This window comes from Rhizobium sp. P44RR-XXIV, assembly GCF_001999485.2.
In the GTDB taxonomy this organism is placed as follows: domain Bacteria; phylum Pseudomonadota; class Alphaproteobacteria; order Rhizobiales; family Rhizobiaceae; genus Rhizobium.
In genome coordinates this window covers 1,739,540-1,758,213 of the sequence record NZ_MPVZ02000029.1, presented here as the reverse complement: position 1 = coordinate 1,758,213, position 18,674 = coordinate 1,739,540, and the positions used below count along the sequence as shown (strand labels likewise).

14 protein-coding genes are annotated in these 18,674 nt (G+C 59.3%); 10 read left to right on the top strand and 4 right to left on the bottom strand.

The window, feature by feature from the left end; all coding sequences use genetic code 11:
- The first annotated feature begins 1 nt into the window (after position 1).
- The 4 genes from BSK43_RS33980 (at position 2) to BSK43_RS33965 (ending at position 5,783) form a co-directional block, all read left to right on the top strand.
- A complete protein-coding gene (locus BSK43_RS33980; RefSeq protein ID WP_077470204.1) occupies positions 2-772 on the top strand; it encodes a CoA-transferase subunit beta in 771 nt (256 codons plus the stop codon).
- Positions 772-1,977 carry a 3-oxoadipyl-CoA thiolase gene (gene pcaF, locus BSK43_RS33975; protein WP_077470203.1) on the top strand — a complete coding sequence of 402 codons (1,206 nt, stop codon included), beginning with the start codon at positions 772-774 and terminating at the stop codon, positions 1,975-1,977. The genes BSK43_RS33980 and pcaF overlap by 1 nt, the downstream gene beginning before the upstream one ends.
- Before the next feature lie 155 nt (positions 1,978-2,132).
- A complete protein-coding gene (locus tag BSK43_RS33970) occupies positions 2,133-4,460 on the top strand; it encodes a cation:proton antiporter (RefSeq protein WP_077470202.1) in 2,328 nt (775 codons plus the stop codon).
- Between the two features lie 120 nt (positions 4,461-4,580).
- The gene (locus tag BSK43_RS33965; protein ID WP_077470201.1) at positions 4,581-5,783 is read left to right on the top strand and encodes an MFS transporter; all 1,203 of its coding nucleotides are present in this window, start codon (positions 4,581-4,583) and stop codon (positions 5,781-5,783) included.
- Positions 5,784-5,821: 38 nt separating this feature from the next.
- Here BSK43_RS33965 and BSK43_RS33960 read toward each other — a convergent pair whose 3' ends face one another.
- Together BSK43_RS33960 and BSK43_RS33955 are read right to left on the bottom strand one after the other, a co-directional pair.
- Positions 5,822-6,205 (bottom strand): ester cyclase, encoded by a 384-nt coding sequence (locus BSK43_RS33960; RefSeq protein ID WP_077470200.1) that lies wholly within the window; start codon positions 6,203-6,205, stop codon positions 5,822-5,824.
- A 43-nt stretch (positions 6,206-6,248) separates the two neighbouring features.
- On the bottom strand, positions 6,249-8,249 hold the full coding sequence (locus BSK43_RS33955; RefSeq protein ID WP_169055501.1) for an EAL domain-containing protein: 2,001 nt from the start codon (positions 8,247-8,249) through the stop codon (positions 6,249-6,251).
- A 196-nt stretch (positions 8,250-8,445) separates the two neighbouring features.
- Between BSK43_RS33955 and BSK43_RS33950 the strand changes: the two genes are divergently transcribed.
- On the top strand, positions 8,446-9,477 hold the full coding sequence (locus BSK43_RS33950) for a class I SAM-dependent methyltransferase (protein ID WP_077470198.1): 1,032 nt from the start codon (positions 8,446-8,448) through the stop codon (positions 9,475-9,477).
- A 407-nt stretch (positions 9,478-9,884) separates the two neighbouring features.
- Here BSK43_RS33950 and BSK43_RS33945 read toward each other — a convergent pair whose 3' ends face one another.
- Together BSK43_RS33945 and BSK43_RS33940 are read right to left on the bottom strand one after the other, a co-directional pair.
- Complete coding sequence (locus tag BSK43_RS33945) at positions 9,885-10,127, bottom strand: DUF1127 domain-containing protein (protein WP_077470197.1); 243 nt, start codon at positions 10,125-10,127, stop codon at positions 9,885-9,887.
- Between the two features lie 466 nt (positions 10,128-10,593).
- The gene (locus BSK43_RS33940; protein ID WP_077470196.1) at positions 10,594-12,153 is read right to left on the bottom strand and encodes a radical SAM protein; all 1,560 of its coding nucleotides are present in this window, start codon (positions 12,151-12,153) and stop codon (positions 10,594-10,596) included.
- On the opposite strand from BSK43_RS33940, the gene BSK43_RS33935 reads away from it, so the two are divergent.
- From BSK43_RS33935 to BSK43_RS33915, 5 genes are all read left to right on the top strand, one after another.
- Complete coding sequence (locus BSK43_RS33935; protein WP_077470195.1) at positions 12,153-12,494, top strand: hypothetical protein; 342 nt, start codon at positions 12,153-12,155, stop codon at positions 12,492-12,494. The genes BSK43_RS33940 and BSK43_RS33935 overlap by 1 nt on opposite strands.
- 15 nt (positions 12,495-12,509) lie before the next feature.
- Entirely contained in the window at positions 12,510-13,709 is a 1,200-nt protein-coding gene (locus tag BSK43_RS33930) for an MFS transporter (RefSeq protein ID WP_077470194.1), read from the top strand.
- Positions 13,710-13,971: 262 nt separating this feature from the next.
- Positions 13,972-15,855: an MFS transporter gene (locus tag BSK43_RS33925; protein WP_077470193.1), complete on the top strand. Its 1,884-nt coding sequence runs from the start codon at positions 13,972-13,974 to the stop codon at positions 15,853-15,855.
- Positions 15,856-16,042: 187 nt separating this feature from the next.
- The gene (locus BSK43_RS33920; protein ID WP_077470192.1) at positions 16,043-17,524 is read left to right on the top strand and encodes a sugar ABC transporter ATP-binding protein; all 1,482 of its coding nucleotides are present in this window, start codon (positions 16,043-16,045) and stop codon (positions 17,522-17,524) included.
- Positions 17,524-18,558: an ABC transporter permease gene (locus BSK43_RS33915; RefSeq protein WP_077470191.1), complete on the top strand. Its 1,035-nt coding sequence runs from the start codon at positions 17,524-17,526 to the stop codon at positions 18,556-18,558. The genes BSK43_RS33920 and BSK43_RS33915 overlap by 1 nt, the downstream gene beginning before the upstream one ends.
- The last annotated feature ends 116 nt before the right edge of the window (positions 18,559-18,674 follow it).

Here is an 18,674-nt window from a genome sequence, read left to right as displayed (position 1 = left end):
GATGAGTGAATTTACGCCAACCGAAATGATGACCATCGCCGCCGCCCGCGCGCTGACCAACGACGATGTCTGCTTCGTCGGCATCGGCGCGCCATCGGCCGCCTGCAACGTCGCGCGGCTGACGCATGCGCCCGATATCACGCTTATCTATGAAAGCGGCACCGTCGGCACCAAGCCGGATGTGCTGCCACTGTCGATCGGCGACGGCGAGCTTTGCGACACCGCACTTTTCACCGTCGCGGTGCCCGAAATGTTTCGCTACTGGCTGCAGGGTGGCCACATCACGACAGGCTTTCTCGGCGGGGCACAGATCGACAAGTTCGCCAATCTGAACACCACGGTCGTCGGCGCTTATGACCATCCGAAGGTCCGCCTGCCGGGCGGCGGCGGCGCACCGGAAATCGCCAGCAATTGCGGCCAGATCTTCATAACCATGGCGCTATCCAATCGCGGCTTCGTTGAAAAGCTGCCCTTCATCACCTCGATGGGTCATGGCGAAGGCGGCAATCACCGTGAGCGCCTGGGCATGAAGACGAAAGGCCCGACGCGCGTTATCACCGATCTCTGCATTCTCGAGCCTGATCCGGTGACCAAGGAATTGACCGTGGTGTCGATCCACAAGGGTGTTACCCGAGAGAAGATATCCGAGAATTGCGGCTGGGCGATCAAGTTTGCTAATGAGGTGATCGAGACACCGCCGCCAACCGAGACCGAACTTTCCGTCCTGCGCGACATCAACGCGCGAACCAAGAAAGCCCATGAGGCCGCCTGATGACCGAAGCTTTTATTTGCGACTATATCCGTACCCCGATCGGCCGCTTTGGCGGATCACTTTCCTCCGTTCGCGCCGATGACCTCGGCGCCGTGCCGCTGAAGGCATTGGCCGAGCGCAACAGCTCTGTCGATTGGGAGGCCGTCGACGACGTGATCTTCGGCTGCGCCAATCAGGCCGGCGAAGACAATCGCAACGTCGCGCGTATGGTGACGCTGCTTGCCGGCCTGCCGATTGCGGCTCCCGGCACGACGATCAACCGCCTTTGCGGATCGGGCATGGATGCCGTCATTGCAGCCGCCCGCGCCATCCGCGCCGGCGAGGCGGAACTGATGATCGCCGGCGGCGTCGAGAGCATGTCGCGCGCGCCCTTCGTCATTCCGAAGGCCGAAAGCGCATTTTCGCGCAATGCCGAGATCTATGACACCACCATCGGCTGGCGCTTCATCAACCCGCTGATGAAGAAGCAATATGGTGTCGATTCCATGCCGGAAACCGGCGAGAACGTCGCCGAGGATTATAAGGTCAGCCGCGAAGATCAGGACGCCTTTGCCGTTCGCTCGCAGGCAAAGGCCGCCGCAGCTCAGGAAAACGGCCGTCTCGCCAAGGAGATCACGCCAGTCACGATCCCGCAGCGCAAGGGCGATCCGATCGTCGTCGGCAAGGACGAGCATCCGCGTGCCACGACCGTTGAAACGCTCGCCAAGCTCGGCACGCCTTTCAAGAAGGAAGGCGGCACGGTAACCGCCGGCAACGCGTCCGGCGTCAATGATGGCGCAGCAGCCCTCATCATCGCTTCGGAAGCAGCCGCTCGGAAATATGGCTTGACCCCGATTGCCCGTATCCTCGGCGGAGCGGCTGCCGGTGTTCCCCCGCGCATCATGGGCATCGGCCCCGTTCCGGCCTCGCGCAAGCTGATGGCGCGGCTCGGCATGCGGCAGGAACAGTTCGACGTCATCGAACTCAACGAGGCCTTCGCCTCGCAGGGACTTGCCGTGCTGCGCGAACTCGGCATCGCCGATGACGACGCCCGCGTCAATCGCAATGGTGGCGCCATCGCCCTTGGCCATCCCCTCGGCATGTCCGGCGCACGTATCACCGGCACGGCTGCTCTCGAGCTCAAGGAAACCGGCGGTCGCTATTCGCTGTCGACCATGTGCATCGGCGTCGGTCAGGGCATTGCCATCGCGCTGGAACGCGTCTGATTGTCCCGGTGAGCTTTGGTCCGTCGCAGCAGATGCGGCGGATCTTGCTTGCCCTTAGGCCCCAAACCCTGGGCGAATGAGCGCAACGATTACCGACCTCATCGGGAACGGCAACAGCTTTGGCGCGTTTTCCTACTACTCAGTGGGACCAGTCCATGCCGGCACGCCAGAATTTTCTGAAATCATTTCCGTCAAACGCCCTTATCATTCTCATAGCCACCATCCTGTCGCTGTCGATCGCGCAGTCGGCCTTTGCGGCCGAGGGCCAAAAGGCCAGCCACCCCTCTGAAGGGTTGTTTCTGGTTCAGATCGTCATCCTGGTGGTCTTCGGCCGATTGCTCGGCGAATTGATGGTGCGCATCGGCCAGCCGTCGATCATGGGCCAGATCATCGCGGGCATTATTCTTGGCCCTTCCCTCCTCGGCTCGGCCTTCCCGCATTTGCAGGTGAGCCTCTTTCCCACCGATGGCGCCCAGAAGAGCATGGCCGATGCCGTCGGGCAGCTCGGCATCCTGTTTCTGCTGTTGCTCGCCGGCATGGAGACCGACCTTGGCCTGGCAAAGCGCCTGCGCAGATCCGCAGCCGGCGTCTCGCTGACCGGGATCGTCATCCCCTTTGCAGCCGGTTTCGCACTCGGCGAATTCATTCCGGACGCCCTACTTCCCGATCCTGAGAAACGGCTCGTCACGTCGCTCTTCCTTGGAACCGCGCTTTCCATCTCCTCGGTGAAAATCGTCGCCACCGTCGTTCGCGAGATGGATTTCATGCGCCGTAACATCGGCCAGCTCATCGTCGCCTCCGCCATCATCGATGACACTATCGGCTGGGTGATCATCGCGGTGACCTTCGGCATAGCGGAAAAGGGCACGGTTGATCTCACGACGCTGGCAACCAGCATTATCGGCACGCTGGCATTCATGGCCGTCAGCTTTACCATCGGCAGGCGGATCGTTTTCGAAATCATCCGCTGGACCAACGACAATTTTCGCAGCGACCTGCCCGTGCTCAGCGCCATCATCGCCATCATGGGCGGGATGGCCATCATTACCAATCTCATCGGCGTTCATACGGTGCTCGGCGCTTTCGTCGCCGGCATTCTCGTCGGCGAATCCCCGATCCTTACACGCCAGATCGACGTGCAGCTTCGTGGGTTGACGACGGCGCTCTTCATGCCTGTCTTCTTCGGGTTGACGGGCCTGCAGACCGATCTCACCGTGCTCGCCGACCCTTCCATCCTGCTGCTGACCGCTGCCGTGGTGGTGATTGCCAGCATCGGCAAATTCGGCGGGGCGTTCGCCGCCGCCAAAATCGGCGGCTATTCGGCGTCCGAAGCCCTGGCGCTCGGCTGCGGCATGAATGCCCGCGGATCGACAGAAGTGATCGTCGCGACCATCGGCCTCTCTGTCGGCGTGCTGGATGAAAAGCTCTTCTCCGTCATCGTCGCCATGGCCGTCATCACCACCATGGCCATGCCGCCGACGCTGCGCTGGGCGCTCGCGCGTTTGCCCTTGCGTGAGGAGGAGCGCGACCGGCTCGAACGCGAGCGATTCGAAAGCGAAAGCTTCCTCGGCAATTTCGAACGTATCCTGCTTGCTGTCGATGGCTCACAAAGTGGTCGTCTGGCAACATGGCTCGCTGCCTTCTTCGCGGTGACACGCAAGATGCCGGTCACCGTTCTCGATGTGCGCGCAGCGGATGAAACCCGGGACGGCAATGAGACTACGGCCGACGCCGCAAAAACCTCGCAGGCTAAGTCCTTTGCCGAGGATCTGCGCCAATGCGCCACCGATCTCATTTCTTCGGGGCCTGCAGACAAGGATGCAGCATCCGCCGGCGATATTCACATCACCGTCCGGGAGAAGGATGGCGAACTGGAGACCGTGCTCGGTGACACCTCGGATACAGGCCACGATCTTCTCTTCACCGGCATTGAGCCATCCACGGGCGAGGACGGCCGCTTCAATGATGCGCTGCAAGTCATGGCTTCGGCCTTCAGGGGAACACCCGCCATCGTCACGGCGCGCGGGACGCTTCCCGAACGGCCCCAAGACCTGCGAATCCTGCTGCCGGTCAGCGGGACGGAGCGCTCCATCAGGGCGGCCGAATTCGGACTTGCAATCGCCAAGGCGGCAAACGCCCATTGTGCCATTCTGCTGATCGTGGAGCCACGGCAAGCCCGCGCGATTCCACGCATCAGCGATCGTGGCGATGACCAGCGAGACGTCCTGAAGAAGGTCGGCGCGATTGCCGATTATTATGGCATTGATGTCGAGAAGGTCGTTCAGGAGGGACCTTCGCCCGAATTGTCGATCCTGCGCCATGCGCGCAGCGGCAAATATAATCTCATCGTGCTCGGCGTCAGCAAGCGGGCAAGCGGCGGCCTCTCCTACGGAAGCGTCGCCGACACGCTGCTGCAGACGGCGGACCGCTCATGCATCTTCATCGAAACGGATATGGCTTCCTCACAGACAATTCGCGAATAGGCAGGTCTCATGACACGCGGATAGATCAACGAAATCAATGAACAGCATCAACGCTATTCATTTTTCCGGCACAGTGTCGTGCGCCATACTGAGCCGCAGCCAATTTTACCGAGCTCGATGATGTCCGAACTTGCCGTCTTGCGTGACCATGATGAGGCCGATACTCGGGACGGATGGAAGGTCGTTGCCGCCACGCATGTCTTGACCGCCGTGACGTTCGGGGCAGCCTACTCCTTCTCCGCCGTCTTCCCGGGGCTCGCGGCTGAGTTTAATGCGTCTCGCGGCGAGACCGCCCTTGTCTTTTCGATATCGGCTTTCCTGTTCTATTCCTTGGGAGCGATAGCCGGGCCGCTTGCCGACAGGTGGTCACCGCGCGGGCTTGTCCTGCTGGGGTTGGTGGCAATGATCTTTGGCTACATCGGTGCCAGCCGTGCCGGATCTCTTTTGTCGCTCTATATTTGGTATGGCTTTGGCGTCGGGTTTGGGATCGGGCTATCCTACGTCCCAGCCCTTGGCGCTGTGCAATCCTGGTTCGTCCGCAAGCGAAGCCAGGCCTCGGGCATCGCAACGGCCGGGATCGGCCTCGGCACTCTGATCCTGCCCTTTGCCATTGCTCTGGCTCTTCCATCGATCGGCTGGCGGGGATGCTTCATCGCGCTTGCCTGCCTCTTTGCCGCTTGTGGACTGCCGGCCGCAATGGTCATCCGCAGGAGACGGGACAATGCAAACCCATCCCCGCCCCTCGGCAGTACCTACGCGAATGCTCCGGTAATATGGCGAGACAGCCGGTTCTACCTATTCTATCTCGTGCTTGTTCTGTCGTCGTTTTGCACCTTCATCCCCTATGTCCATATCGTCGCAGCGGCCCAGGACATGGGTCTTTCCATTCAAGACGGCACCACTCTTGTTGGTCTTATCGGCGTCGGCAACGTGGTCGGGCGCTTTTTCCTGGCCGGTCTGGGCGATCGCCTCGGCCGCCGCCAGCTTCTCGCAGCCCTGACATTCGCAGTCGCCGCCTCCTTTGCCCTGTGGGCAACAGCATCGGGCATGATCCAGCTGGCATTGTTCGCGCTAACCTTCGGCATGAGCTATGGCGGCTGCGTCGGCCTTTATCCCGCTGTCGCGGCCGATCTGTTCGGCACCCGCAATATCGGCGCCGTCATCGGATATCTCTATACGGCGGTGGGGATCGCGGCCTCGATCGGCCCCACTGCTGCAGGCTTCATTTTCGATCACACCGGCAGCTATTTCGGCCCCATCGTCGCAAGCGGCGTCGCCGCCTTCCTCGCGGGTTTCATGGCTCTTCGCCTTGAGCGGAGGTAATTCGTTGCCGCTGGCCTATGTCGAAACCAGCCTTTGGCCTAAAGCTGGGCAGCGATAGCGGCCCTGTCGATGATCGACCAGACATTCCGAACGCGCCCGTCGAGAAACTCGTAGAAGACGTTTTCCGAAAACTGAACTCTGCGGCCGTTGACCGGCAAGCCGAACAGCATCCCTTTCGGCGTGCAATCAAAATGCAGTCGGCTGGCGACGCATGGCGGCTCGCAAACCAGCTGGAGGATTTCGAAACGAAGGTCGGGAATGGCACTGAAATCGCCCACGAGCATTTCGCGATAGCCCGACAGCCCGATGCGCGTGCCGTTATAGTGCACTTCGTCATGGACGAAGCTCCCCAAATTCGGCCAATCCTGCTGGTTCAGGCAAGCGATATAACCTCGATATATCTCGGAGAGGTCGATGCTCATCGTGCGCGTTACCCTTTCGGTCGTCCCGGCACGAACCAGACGTTCAAGCCGATGCCTGCAAGCGCCGGCGCTCAGTCTGCCTTACGGCCATCGGATGCTTGAGCGGCGGCGCCGGTCGGCCGATATGGTAACCTTGAACGGCATCGATCCCAAAGGATTTAACGAGATCGAGCTGTTCTTCGTTCTCGACCCCTTCGACGAGGATACGATGGCCGCGATTGCGCACGAGGCCGATAATGTCTTCGAGAAGAATTTTGGCGCCCGGGCTGTTGGCAGCATCGTGCAGGAATGATTTGTCGATCTTGACCGTTTCGAATTCCATCAGGCGAAGCCAGGACAGCCCTGCAAACCCTGTCCCGAAATCATCCAGCCAGAATTTGATGCCGAGCTTCTTGAGATCCTGAATGCTGTCGAGAACGTCGGAGCGTATTTCCAGGTCGACACCTTCGGTAATCTCGAATGCAACCCTGTGCCCGGAAACACCGGTCTCCGCGAGAATGCCGGCCACTTGCGCGGCAAAGCCTGGAGCCCGCAGCTGGATCGGAGAGACATTGATGCTCACCGTATCGACGATGTCGCGGGTCAACAGCTCGCAGCACGCCCTTCTGATCGCCCAGTAGCCAAGGTCTATGATGGCGCCGGTACGCTCGGCTATCGGAATGAAGATCGCGGGAGACGAGCTCGACCCATCAAGCAGTTGCAGACGCATCAATGATTCATAGGCGCCGATCTCTCCGGTCTCCAGAGAAAGGATCGGCTGGTATACCAGCGAGACGAGGTTCTGCTGGATGGCGATCTTCAATATCGCCGCAATATTTTCGCTCGCATCGCCGCCCGGCAGTTCGTTCGGGTCGAAGACCCTCGCGCAGTTTCTGCCGCTCGCCTTTGCCGAATAAAGCGCCCGGTCGGCTTCGTTGATGACATTCTCGAGCTTTGCGCCGGCCAGATCTCGCGTAACGGTCGCCCCGACGCTGACGGTCACATGCCTGAAGCCGTCGAGCCGCTGAGCATGAACTATATCAAGCGCCTCAATCCCCCGGCATATCGCTTCCGCGAGGCCCAGCGCCTCGGCGCTGCGTTCCACATCGAGAATGACGATGAATTCCTCACCGCCGTATCGCCCGACCGTTGCTCCCAGTGGTGCGACGATATCCGCCAAGGCATTGGCAACCGTGACAAGGCAATGGTCACCTTCCTGGTGACCGTAATAATCATTGTATTTTTTGAAGAAATCGACGTCGACGAGGAGAACGGCAAAAGCGGCGCCATCCTGGCGCCAACGCTCCCAAAACTGCTTCAGACGGATATCGGCAGCCCTTCGATTTTCCATGCCCGTCAGCGAATCCGTGATCGACAGACGCAAAAGAGCTTCGCCGCGCTCAGTCGCCTGGCGCTGCTGCAGTTCCGCCTCCCTGGCATTCAGGAAGACGTTGAAGCGCTCTTTGTTCAGCTTCCAGTTCACATAGGACGTGAAAACAAAGCAGCAGAGATAGAAGGTCGTGAAGGCCAGACTGTAGGCCGGGCTATAATGAAATTCGACAAGCGACAGCAAAAAAGTGACGCAGATCAGCCCCGATGACGCGATCGCCAGCCCGAATTCGAGACTGAAGAACAGATTGACGCCCATCATGAAGATGGCGCCGAAGGCGGCATAATAGGAAAAGGCCTCGGCATTGGCGGTCTGCAATGTCGGAACGAGCCACACCACATATCCAAGCACCACGGCGGCCGCACATGTGGCCTCAAGCTCTCCGGCGCGACGCTGCCGCGCGAACTGAATTTCCAGAATGAGAAGCGCAGTCCCGCCAATGAAAAAACGCGCCGGGATCGTCACATGTGCGACGTCGGGAGTGAAGATCAGGTCGGTTATCAGAAAAAGAACATAAACGGGCACTGCGAGCCACAGGCCGCTGCGAGCCAGGCTGCGGCGCGCCTCGTTGCTATAGTCTTTGTAAAGGGTGCGAAGTCCGGCCGGACCGCTCGTCGGGCGTGTCTTTCCCCGGCCAAGATCGCTTCCTCCCGACAATAGACGCATGTTCCCCATAATCCGAGTTAGCTGAGACTTCATGTCCACCGCGGCAAGCCCTGCGTCGTTCCACCGAACAAATCGCGCGCTTTACCGGGCAGCTAATTTGGTCCGTTTGATAGCGACAGCGTTGCAGCAGTCCCATTAACAAAACCATAGCGCTCACATTTTTAGTGCGATATGGTTTGTATAGTATTCACGGGATTATTTAAAATTGACACAATTTCAAACAGCTCTCGATGGTTATAGCCTTGTGACGGCGCAATCGATCTCCGAACACACGAGATCGAAGGTTAATAATTTTACAACCGAACAGATGAAGGAGGGCGAGGCCGAACTTGCCCTTATTCTTTCTTTGGCACAGCAGGCATTCGAGGCGAATGCGCCCGTTCAGGGTATCATGAAGGCCCTGGTCGAACGTCTGCAGACGTTGAAGACCAGATCGACCCCCCTGATCTGGGATCACCTTGCATCCCTGGCACAGGCGCATCCCGTCTCGTCGTTTCTGCTTCAGGATCCCTTAACCAGATGGTCCTTCGAGAAGCCCCGCGGCTATAGCGGTGACGCGCAGTTGCTGGACTTCATTTACGAGCATCCGGCCGTCGCCGCCCAGGTGACAGAGGCTTCGCCTCTCGGTACGGAAGTTTACAATTTCACCCGAATGGCACCATCCGCAGTCGCGGTGCGCGAGCGGCGTGAGCTTCTTGCTGCGCATGTCGATGCCGTGGCCGGCGAAAAGGAGAATGCGGAAATCCTGGCGATTGCCGCCGGACATCTTCGCGAGGCGGAACTTTCCAATGCCCTGAAGGGTGACAGGCTCAAGCGCTGGGTTGCGCTCGACCAGGATCCCATCAGCGTCGGAACCGTGACCTCGACCTACCATGGAAGCTGCATCGAAGCGGTCAACGGGTCTGTTCGCACCATTCTCGGTCGCGCGCAAAAGCTCGGGACATTCGATTTCATCTATGCAGCCGGCCTCTATGACTATCTCGCCGAAAACGTCGCCGTGAAGCTGACGGAACGCTGCCTGCAGATGCTGAAGCCCGGCGGCAAGTTCCTTCTCGCGAACTTCGCACAGGACATCGGCGTCGAGGGCTATATGGAAACCTTCATGAACTGGCCGCTGATCTGGCGGACAGACAGAGAAGTCCAATCGATCATCGACAAAGTCCGGCACCCGATTGCCGACAGCGTCATCATGCGCGGCGAAAACAGAGGCGTTATTTACGCGATCCTGACCGTATAGTGGTTGGATCTTCGCTATAGGCTGAGCCGCTTTGCGGCTTGGCCAGCAACAATTGCTATAATAGACCGTATATGCTGTGCGCCTAGAGGGCGAGGCGCGTGTTCGCGCGCAGAAACCAATATCTCTTCGGCCCACATCACAGCCACGAAGACGGCAATCCGATTGTGATCAGGCCTGCCGATGTCAGCAAAGTTCATTGCAGCAAAAGGTAGGGGAGAGCATCGATTGCCCTCCCCTGCCTTTTGCGACAGCAATGGTTCATTGGTAACCTACGGCGCACGGGATCTATCAATCCGACGACGCAAATCATGAAGTTCCACGCCTTCGAACCTTCGAGCCCGAGACCATTTCCAGCTCTCCGGTCAGACGTTGAATGCAGAGAAACAAGCCACGCCATCCGCCCGAACTCAAGCAAAATGGCGTAGATGCAGCGGCAGGAACTTGGGCTGGCCCAGAGTATCCTCCCGCTCGGGAAGACCGATATCACGAAGCTGGTAGTTCGATAGCTCGGATACGCATTTGCGCGTCTGGTGCTGCCTCCAGATGACAAGCAGCAGGGCGCGCGCTGTCTTCCACGCACCGAATTCCTGGCATAGTTCATCGACCGTTGCCGTTAAGTTGTCAGCAACTAAAAATTGTGAATGAGTCATCGTCTTTTCCTGGCGCAATCACGCAGCCAAGTCCTCTTGAAGCGCGACCGGCTTCAGGAGCTGATACGTCGAGGACGCACCAAATCATTCCCTGAGCAAGTCATATAGGTTTAACGGGAAAACGCCTAAGCGGCGGCAGATAAAGCTTTTTAAGCTTTAGATGAAAGCTCGTCGTGCAGCTGGCATGACACATACCAGAGCAGTCGAGATCATTCCGCCAGAGACGTATGTAAACATTTGGGTATAATGCATGTCACGCCTCCTTGTTTGATTTGCGGATGAGCGTATCATACGCAAGATCTTAAAATCGGCAACCCCCACAATTTCGAATTGCAGATATATCGGCCAATGTGTTGCACTGGCGCAACAATAAATGCGCAATCGCCGTCCGGCAAACAGCAGCTCATGTCACCGCCTCAAGGCAAGTCACCTCTGCCGATAAGACCCGCTCAATCGCAAAGCATCGCTAGAACGAATTGACGATGCCACCGCCCGAGCGCATCTGCTGGACCATGATATGAGCGTGATAATGCATGGCGCATTTGATCGCGTAGATCTGCATGACCACGGGCGAGCGGCGGCGAAGCAGTAGCTTGAGAAAGCGTCGACGGTAGACGGCTCGCAGTTCGGCCTCCTTCACCCGGCGCATCAATCGAACAAAGATGCCGAGCGCTTCCAGCGCCCATGTCGCGTTAAGAGCGATCAGCCGCAGCGGATGGCGGCGCAGGTATCGTAAGCGCGTACTTTCGGGTTCGATGCGGGCGTCGATATAAAGCGCGTCCAGACGGTCGAAATAGGCCGAGGGCTGATGCAGGTCGCTGAGGACCGAGAGATACCCATCCCGCAACGTTTCGCGGGAAAGATTAAGGGGAATGACGTTCGTGCCGAAGGCTGGCGGATCATCGTGGTCGAGCCGGCCTTCCTTCGCAAGGCGGGTATAGAGCGGCGTCTTTGGAATGGCGGCGAGCATGCCAATCATGGCGTTGACAATGCGTGCATCCTTGATGAAGACGCGCTGTGCATCGAAAATCGTCGCATCGTCACTATCGAAGCCAAGGATCATGCCGCACCAGACCTCCATGCCGGTCTGCTGGATCGTGTGGATCTTCTCCAGCATCGTTCCACCCTTGCGTAGGTTTTGAAGCTTCTTGGTTTCGCGCAGCGCTTCCTCGTTCGGGGTCTCGATGCCGACGAAGACGACGCGGATATTGGCATCGACCATCAGCTGCATCAGCTCGGCGTCGTCGGCCAGGTCGATCGACGCTTCGGTCAGAAACGTCATCGGGTAATGATGCTTTTCCTGCCAGGCAACAACCTCTCGCAACACCTCCTTGATTGCCTTCTTGTTGCCGATCAAATTGTCGTCGACGATAAAGGCCGTGTCCATGCCAGAGGCCAGCAAGGCCTCCATCTCGGCGATGACCTGCGCGCTTTCCTTGATGCGGGGCTTGCGTCCGAAAACGACGATGATATCGCAGAAATCGCAGGTGAAGGGACAGCCCCGCGAGAACTGGACGCTGCCGACTGCATATTCATCCATCTTCAACAGGTCGAAGCGCGGCACAGGCACCTTGCTCATATCCGTCTTGTCGGATTGCTCGTAGCGCCGTGCGTGCTGACCTTGCTCCCATTCATCCAGGAATCTCGGCCAGGTCTCCTCCGCCTCACCGATGAAGCAGACATCGACGAGATTGCCGAAATAATCTTCCTTGACGGTCACCCAAGGTCCGCCGACGACTGTGAAGCAATTGCGTCGTTTGAGTTCGGTCAGGATTTCAGTCATCCGGAAACGCTGGACGATCATCCCCGTCAGCGCGACGATGTCGGCCTTCTCACATAGGCCGAAGTCGATCGCCTCGACATTCTCGTCAACCAGGGTGACGGTATGATCCGCAGGTGTCAGAGCCGCCAACAGCGGCAGACAGGCCACGGGAAGGTTTGCCTTCGCATCGAAGAGCGGCAGAGCGTGTTCCATGCCCCAATAGGAGGTTTCGAAACGCGGATTGATGATGACGATATGAGCCATTGAATATTCCGCTCCACGACTTTGAAGATCTGGTTCGGTATTGCAGTAGGGCTGTGTCATTCGCATCTGCCACTGGCCGCTTTGGCACAGGGACAGTTTCTTTCGGCATTGCTGCGGCACTCTTAGCAGCCCTATATGAGCTCAAGATTAAATTCTTCGCTCGGTACATCGTCTGCCTGGACCGGAGGTCCCGCCGCGACTGCACAAATATTGCTCTGCAGATCGACCCGAAAATTTCCGAAGCAGCAATGTCGAAATCGACCGATCTCAATCGTCTTTATTCCAGAGATGAGGCAAGGCATGATCGCGAGATCCTTCAGGTCGCAGGTCAAGCCGGTTGAAAGGGAGTGCGAGAGATGAGTTCCTCCTATCGTTGGGTGATCGTCGGCGCCGGAGCATTGATGACCTGCGTTGCGCTCGGCGCGATGTTTTCCTTGGCGATCTTCCAGGTACCGATCGCCGCCGATACCGGTTGGTCGCGTGCCGGCATTGCCGCGGCAATGACGCTGAACTTTCTCGTCATGGGCTTGGGCGCCTTCGCCTGGGGTGCAGCAAGCGATCGTTTTGGTGTGCGTATCGTCGTAATCGCCGGTGCGCTGCTGCTTGGGCTTGCGCTCGTATTAGCGAGCAGAGCCGGCTCCCTTCTTCAATTCCAACTGACCTACGGCATTCTGGTCGGTCTTGCTGCCAGCGCCTTTTTCGCGCCGATGATCGCGGCAACGACTGCTTGGTTCGACAAGGGCAGAAGCCTTGCCGTGTCTCTGGTCTCGGCCGGCATGGGGGTCGCGCCCATGACGATATCGCCCTTCGCCCGTTATCTTATTTCCGCCTATGACTGGCGCTTCGCCATGCTGGTGATCGGCATCATGGCCTGGCTTCTGCTCATACCGGCGGCGCTGCTGGTACGGCGGGCACCGGTTGCCGACGAAGCCTCGAAAGTCGACGGGCAGATGGAAGAAAAGAGCGCGCCTCTCGGCCAGATCTTCCGCTCGCCGCAATTCCTTGTTCTTGGCGCCACCTTCTTTGCCTGCTGCGCGGCCCACTCCGGTCCGATCTTTCACATGGTGAGCTATGCCACCATCTGCGGCGTGGGCCCGATGGCCGCCGTCAGCATCTATAGTGTCGAAGGCCTGGCGGGTCTCGGCGGCCGTCTTCTTTACGGCACGCTTGCCGATCGGCTCGGCGTCAAACCGGTGCTGATAGCCGGTCTTCTAGTGCAGGCGGCGGCACTCGCCACCTATCTTCTGGTGAGCGAACTCGACCAGTTCTATGCACTGGCCGTGGTCTTCGGCAGCGCCTATGGCGGCGTCATGCCGCTTTATGCCGTGCTGGCGCGGGAATATTTCGGGCCGCGTGTCATCGGCACGGTTTTCGGCGCCGTTTCGATGCTGTCGAGCATCGGCATGGCAGCCGGCCCTCTCATCGGCGGCTGGATATTCGATACCTTTGCCAACTATTCTTGGCTCTTCATCGGATCGTCGATGGTGGGTCTGGGCGCAGCGGCGATCGCCGTGGCCTTTCCGCCCATGCGCCGCCTGCAACTGCAGCCGGCGTGAGGCGGAATATATTCGTATTTCTTGATAGTTTACGCACAGTTTTCCATAAGCGACGGAAGTTGCAGGCATTGCAATTTTCAATTTTTAGCCAACACTCACAAATGCATCAGGTGCGTGATCTCCTGGGGGAGGAAATCCGGAGAGCACCCACTGGCGCGACCTTCCGCGGCAAGTCCGCGGACAGGTCCTGCGTAATGTCATCATGGGGGACATGAGACGGGTCTTTTGACGATGTCCCTGGTGCAATTGGGAGGATCTAGTAATGGCAACCACGTCCGTGGCCGAGACGACGAGTCGAGGCATGACCAGGGAAGAGAAGAAGGTCATCTTCGCCTCTTCGCTCGGTACAGTGTTCGAATGGTACGACTTCTATCTCTACGGGTCCCTGGCCGCATTCATCGGCGCAGCCTTCTTCAGTGACTACCCGGAGGCAACCCGCAACATCTTTGCCTTGCTTGCGTTTGCCGCAGGCTTCCTCGTCCGGCCCTTCGGCGCGCTGGTCTTCGGACGGATCGGCGATCTCGTCGGCCGCAAATACACCTTCCTGGTCACGATCCTGATCATGGGTCTGTCGACCTTTCTCGTGGGTATTTTGCCCGGCTCGGCCAGCTGGGGTTTCGCGGCCCCGGTCATCCTGATTGTGCTGCGCATGTTGCAGGGCCTGGCGCTCGGCGGTGAATATGGCGGCGCGGCCACCTATGTCGCCGAACATGCGCCGAATGACCGGCGCGGTTTCTACACATCCTGGATCCAGACCACGGCAACGCTCGGTCTGTTCCTGTCGCTCATCGTGATCCTGGTGGTGCAGAATTGGCTCGGCAAGGATGCCTTTGCCGCCTGGGGATGGCGTATTCCCTTCATTCTGTCCTTCGTTCTTCTCGGCATTTCCGTCTGGATCCGGCTATCTCTGAGTGAATCGCCGGCTTTCAAGAAGATGAAGGAAGAGGGCAAGGGCTCGAAGGCGCCGCTGTCTGAAGCCTTCGGACAATGGAAGAACGCCCGGATCGCACTGCTCGCCCTTCTCGGCCTCACCGCCGGCCAGGCCGTCGTCTGGTATGCGGGCCAGTTCTATTCGTTGTTCTTCCTGCAGAACGTCCTGAAGGTCGATGGCCAGTCGGTCAACATCATGATCGCGATCGCGCTCCTGATCGGCAGCGGCTTCTTCGTGTTCTTCGGCTGGCTGTCCGACAAGATCGGCCGCAAGCCAATCATCATGGCAGGCCTTGCCCTGGCGATCCTTACCTATTTCCCGCTGTTCAAGGCATTGACCGGCGCGGCAAATCCGGCCCTTGCCCAGGCAGAACAAACCGTCCGCGCCACGGTAACGGCGGCACCGGGCGATTGCACCTTCCAGTTCAATCCCGTGGGAACGGCGAAATTCAACAATTCCTGCGATATTGCGACATCATTCCTCTCCAAGAGTTCGGTTCCATACACGGTGGTTGACGGCCCGGCTGGGCAGCCAGCAACCGTCAAGGTGGGCGACGCAACCATAGCTTCCTACGACGCCGTCGCTGCAGGAGCGACGGCTGCGGCCAAGAGCGCAGCCTTCACGCATGACATGAACCTCGCCCTGCAGAAGGCCGGCTTCCCGCTGGCGCGCGATCCCGCCAAGGTGCCGGATGCCAAGCTTGATGGCTTCATTGCCGCAAACCCGGAACTCGGGCTCAACGCGGCGACGGTTCGGGCCGGGGACAAGACCGTCACGCCGGTCGCCGACCTCGTCAAGGCGAAGCTCTTGACGGCGGACCAGGCCGGCGGCGCAACCGACATGCCGGTCTATACGATCGCCAATGGTGGGGCGTTCAAGATGGTCGCCGATCCCTCGGCGATCAATTGGCCGCTGACGATCGCCATCCTCACCATCCTCGTCATCTACGTGACCATGGTCTATGGCCCGATCGCGGCAATCCTGGTGGAGATGTTCCCGACCCGCATCCGCTATACCGGCATGTCCTTGCCCTATCATATCGGCAATGGCTGGTTCGGCGGCCTGCTTCCGGCAACCGTGTTTGCGATGAGCGCGGCCAAGGGCGATATCTATTACGGGCTATGGTATCCGATTGCAGTCGCGGCGATGACGCTGGTCATCGGCCTCATCTTCATTCGCGAGACCAAGGGCATCGATCTCAACACCATCAAGTAACGCAACGAGGAAGCCCGGCGCGCATACCGCGCCGGGCTTCCCTTCATGCCTCTCTCCCTGCGCCGGCAGGCTAGGTCCGCGCAAAAAGAAATTTTTTCTATAGAATGAGTGATGAAAGCAAGGTCGCTTCTTGTGATCGAGGAGCAGAAGCCTACTGCTGTCGCGGATCATCAACGACACCGCCTTCATGACCTTGCTGACTATCCAAAACCTGTCCCTTGCCTTCGGCTCGACCCAAGCCCTTGCGGACGCATCCCTGACCCTTGACCGTGGCGAAGTCGTTGCCCTGATGGGAGCCAATGGCGCCGGCAAGTCGACGCTGGTGAAGATCCTATCCGGCATTCACCGGGCGGATTCAGGCAATATTCTTTGGAACGGCGAACCCTATCGTGCCGATAATCCCGCCGATGCGGCGGCTCAAGGCATCATCACCGTGCACCAGTCGACCGATGTTGTGGGTGTCGCAGGCCTATCGGTTGCCGATGCCCTTCTGCTCAGTCAGTTCGTTGACGGACGCCAACCTTTCTTTCTGTCGAAGCGCTCCGTGCTGCGAAAGGCAGCGGCCATTCTCGAAGAAGCCGGTTTCGACCTGCCGCTCGATCGGGATTTCGGCGACCTTGGCACTGCCGACCGGCAAATGGTGGCGATTGCCCGCGCTCTGTCGAACAAAGCCCAACTGCTGATCCTGGACGAGCCGACAGCCAGCCTTTCGGCGCGAGAAACGGCGCGGCTCTATGACATCGTCCGCCAATTGAAAGCCCGCGGATTAGGCATTCTTTATATTTCCCATCGCACCGCCGATCTCGATGCCCTTGCCGACTGGGTCGTAGTGTTGCGCGGCGGCCGCAATGTCGGCGCCTTTGCAAGGCCGATCGATTTCGACGTTGCCATCGAAACCATGATCGGCCGATCCATGAAAGCGGCCCGCCCGCATCGGCGCGAGCAATTCGACCGCGTAGCGCTAGAACTTCGGGGCATACGGCTTCTTGCCGACAGCGCGCCCTTCGATCTCAAGCTGCATGCAGGCGAAGTCGTCGCCATCACCGGCGTTCTGGGGGCTGGCAAAAGCCGGCTTCTATCGACGCTTTTCGGCATTGAGCGCTTCGCAGTCGGTACCGCGTTCCTCGACGGCGCGCCGTATAGGCCGGCCTCGCCCACGGAGGCGATTGCGCGTGGCGTCGTCATGGCGGCGGAAGACCGTCATCGCTCCTCGCTGATGCCCGTCGATTGGCCGGGAGAAAGCATCGCCGCCACGATCAGCCTGCCGCATCTCAGCCGATGGTATCCATCCGGTTTCCTTTTTTCCGGGCGAGAAACCCGAGAAGCGGAGAAAGCAATCCGGCGGCTTGGCATAAAGGCGTCAGGCTCGGACGCGTCGGTCTGGTCGCTTTCGGGCGGCAACCAGCAGAAGGTCGTGCTGGCACGCTGGGAGGCCGAGCCAAGCCGGCTATTGCTCCTCGACGAACCCTTTCAAGGCGTCGATGTCGGCGCGCGCCAGGACATTATCGCGGCCATACGCGCCCATAGCGACCGCGCCACATTGATCGCTACTTCCGATCCGGAGGAAGCACTTGAGGTCGCCGACCGCGTGCTGGTGATGGAACATCATAGCCTGAAGGACGTCGCTTCCGCGATCACCGACGGCCGGCAGAATGAGGAATACGTCTGATGAGTGAAGGTACCGCCCAAATCGAGGAAAAAGGCAAACCCGCAAGCGTCCCGATCTCACTGAGAGAGCTTGTGCGCAAAGGCGCGGTATTTTTCCTGCTCCTTGCCCTTTTCCTGATCTTCAGCTTTGCCCAACCGGCCTTCATCAACATCAACAATCTGATGAGCGTCCTGCAGGCAGTTTCCGTCGTCGCCATTATCGGCGCGGGCGTCACCGTGACACTCGCTATCGGCGGTTTCGATCTATCCGTCGGAGCGGTAGCCGCCTCCAGCGTCATGGCCGCCAGCTATGCGATGATCGTGCTTGATCTCAACGCCTATCAGACCGTACCGCTGGTGCTTGCCTTCGGCGCATTGGTCGGGCTTACGAACGCCCTGCTGATCGTCGCGCTGAAAGTGCCGGATCTGCTTGCCACACTTGCAACCATGTTCCTTTTGACCGGCCTCCAGCTCATTCCGACGGCCGGACGCTCGATTTCAGTGGGGCTGATCCTGCCCAATGGCACGGTGGCGACCGGCAAGGTCGACCCGGCCTTCCTGACCATCGGCCGATCGAGCCTATTCAGCACGATTCCCCTGCCTGTGATCCTGATGCTCGTGGTCGCGCTCGTGCTACATGTTCTGACCGAGCGCACGCGACTTGGGCGGCTGCTCTACGCAACCGGCGGCAATGAAGCCGCGACACGGCTGGCAGGAGCCAACATCGCTCGCCTGAAGACCTTCGCATATGTGCTGTCAGGCGTTCTTGCCTCGCTCGGCGGCATTGTCATCGCCGCCCGCGTCGGCCGTGGCGATGTGTCGTCCGGTGGCTCGCTGCTGATGGATTCCGTGGCAGCCTCTCTCATCGGCTTTGCGGTCCTCGGCCTGCGCCGGCCAAACGTTCTTGGAACGACAATCGGCGCCGTCTTCGTCGGCGTGCTCCTCAATGGCCTGACGATGCTGAACGCGCCCTACTACACGCAGGACTTCATCAAGGGTGCCGTTCTCGTTGGTGCGCTGGCGCTTACCTATGGCATCAGCCGCGCCAGGAACTGATACCAGTCCGATCGTCTATTCCAAGTCTAACGACTTACCCGCAACATGATGCGAGCAACTGACCGCGATTGATGATCCATCGCCACCACTGCCCGAGACATCCGCCTCGGGCAGGC

Bases quoted from the DNA above. Each gene is read 5' to 3' on its own strand.
- BSK43_RS33980 (WP_077470204.1), top strand. From the start codon at position 2: ATGAGTGAATTTACGCCAACCGAAATGATGACCATCGCCGCCGCCCGC.
- pcaF (WP_077470203.1), top strand. From the start codon at position 772: ATGACCGAAGCTTTTATTTGCGACTATATCCGTACCCCGATCGGCCGC.
- BSK43_RS33970 (WP_077470202.1), top strand. From the start codon at position 2,133: ATGCCGGCACGCCAGAATTTTCTGAAATCATTTCCGTCAAACGCCCTT.
- BSK43_RS33965 (WP_077470201.1), top strand. From the start codon at position 4,581: ATGTCCGAACTTGCCGTCTTGCGTGACCATGATGAGGCCGATACTCGG.
- BSK43_RS33960 (WP_077470200.1), bottom strand. From the start codon at position 6,205: ATGAGCATCGACCTCTCCGAGATATATCGAGGTTATATCGCTTGCCTG.
- BSK43_RS33955 (WP_169055501.1), bottom strand. From the start codon at position 8,249: ATGGGGAACATGCGTCTATTGTCGGGAGGAAGCGATCTTGGCCGGGGA.
- BSK43_RS33945 (WP_077470197.1), bottom strand. From the start codon at position 10,127: ATGACTCATTCACAATTTTTAGTTGCTGACAACTTAACGGCAACGGTC.
- BSK43_RS33940 (WP_077470196.1), bottom strand. From the start codon at position 12,153: ATGGCTCATATCGTCATCATCAATCCGCGTTTCGAAACCTCCTATTGG.
- BSK43_RS33930 (WP_077470194.1), top strand. From the start codon at position 12,510: ATGAGTTCCTCCTATCGTTGGGTGATCGTCGGCGCCGGAGCATTGATG.
- BSK43_RS33925 (WP_077470193.1), top strand. From the start codon at position 13,972: ATGGCAACCACGTCCGTGGCCGAGACGACGAGTCGAGGCATGACCAGG.
- BSK43_RS33920 (WP_077470192.1), top strand. From the start codon at position 16,043: ATGACCTTGCTGACTATCCAAAACCTGTCCCTTGCCTTCGGCTCGACC.
- BSK43_RS33915 (WP_077470191.1), top strand. From the start codon at position 17,524: ATGAGTGAAGGTACCGCCCAAATCGAGGAAAAAGGCAAACCCGCAAGC.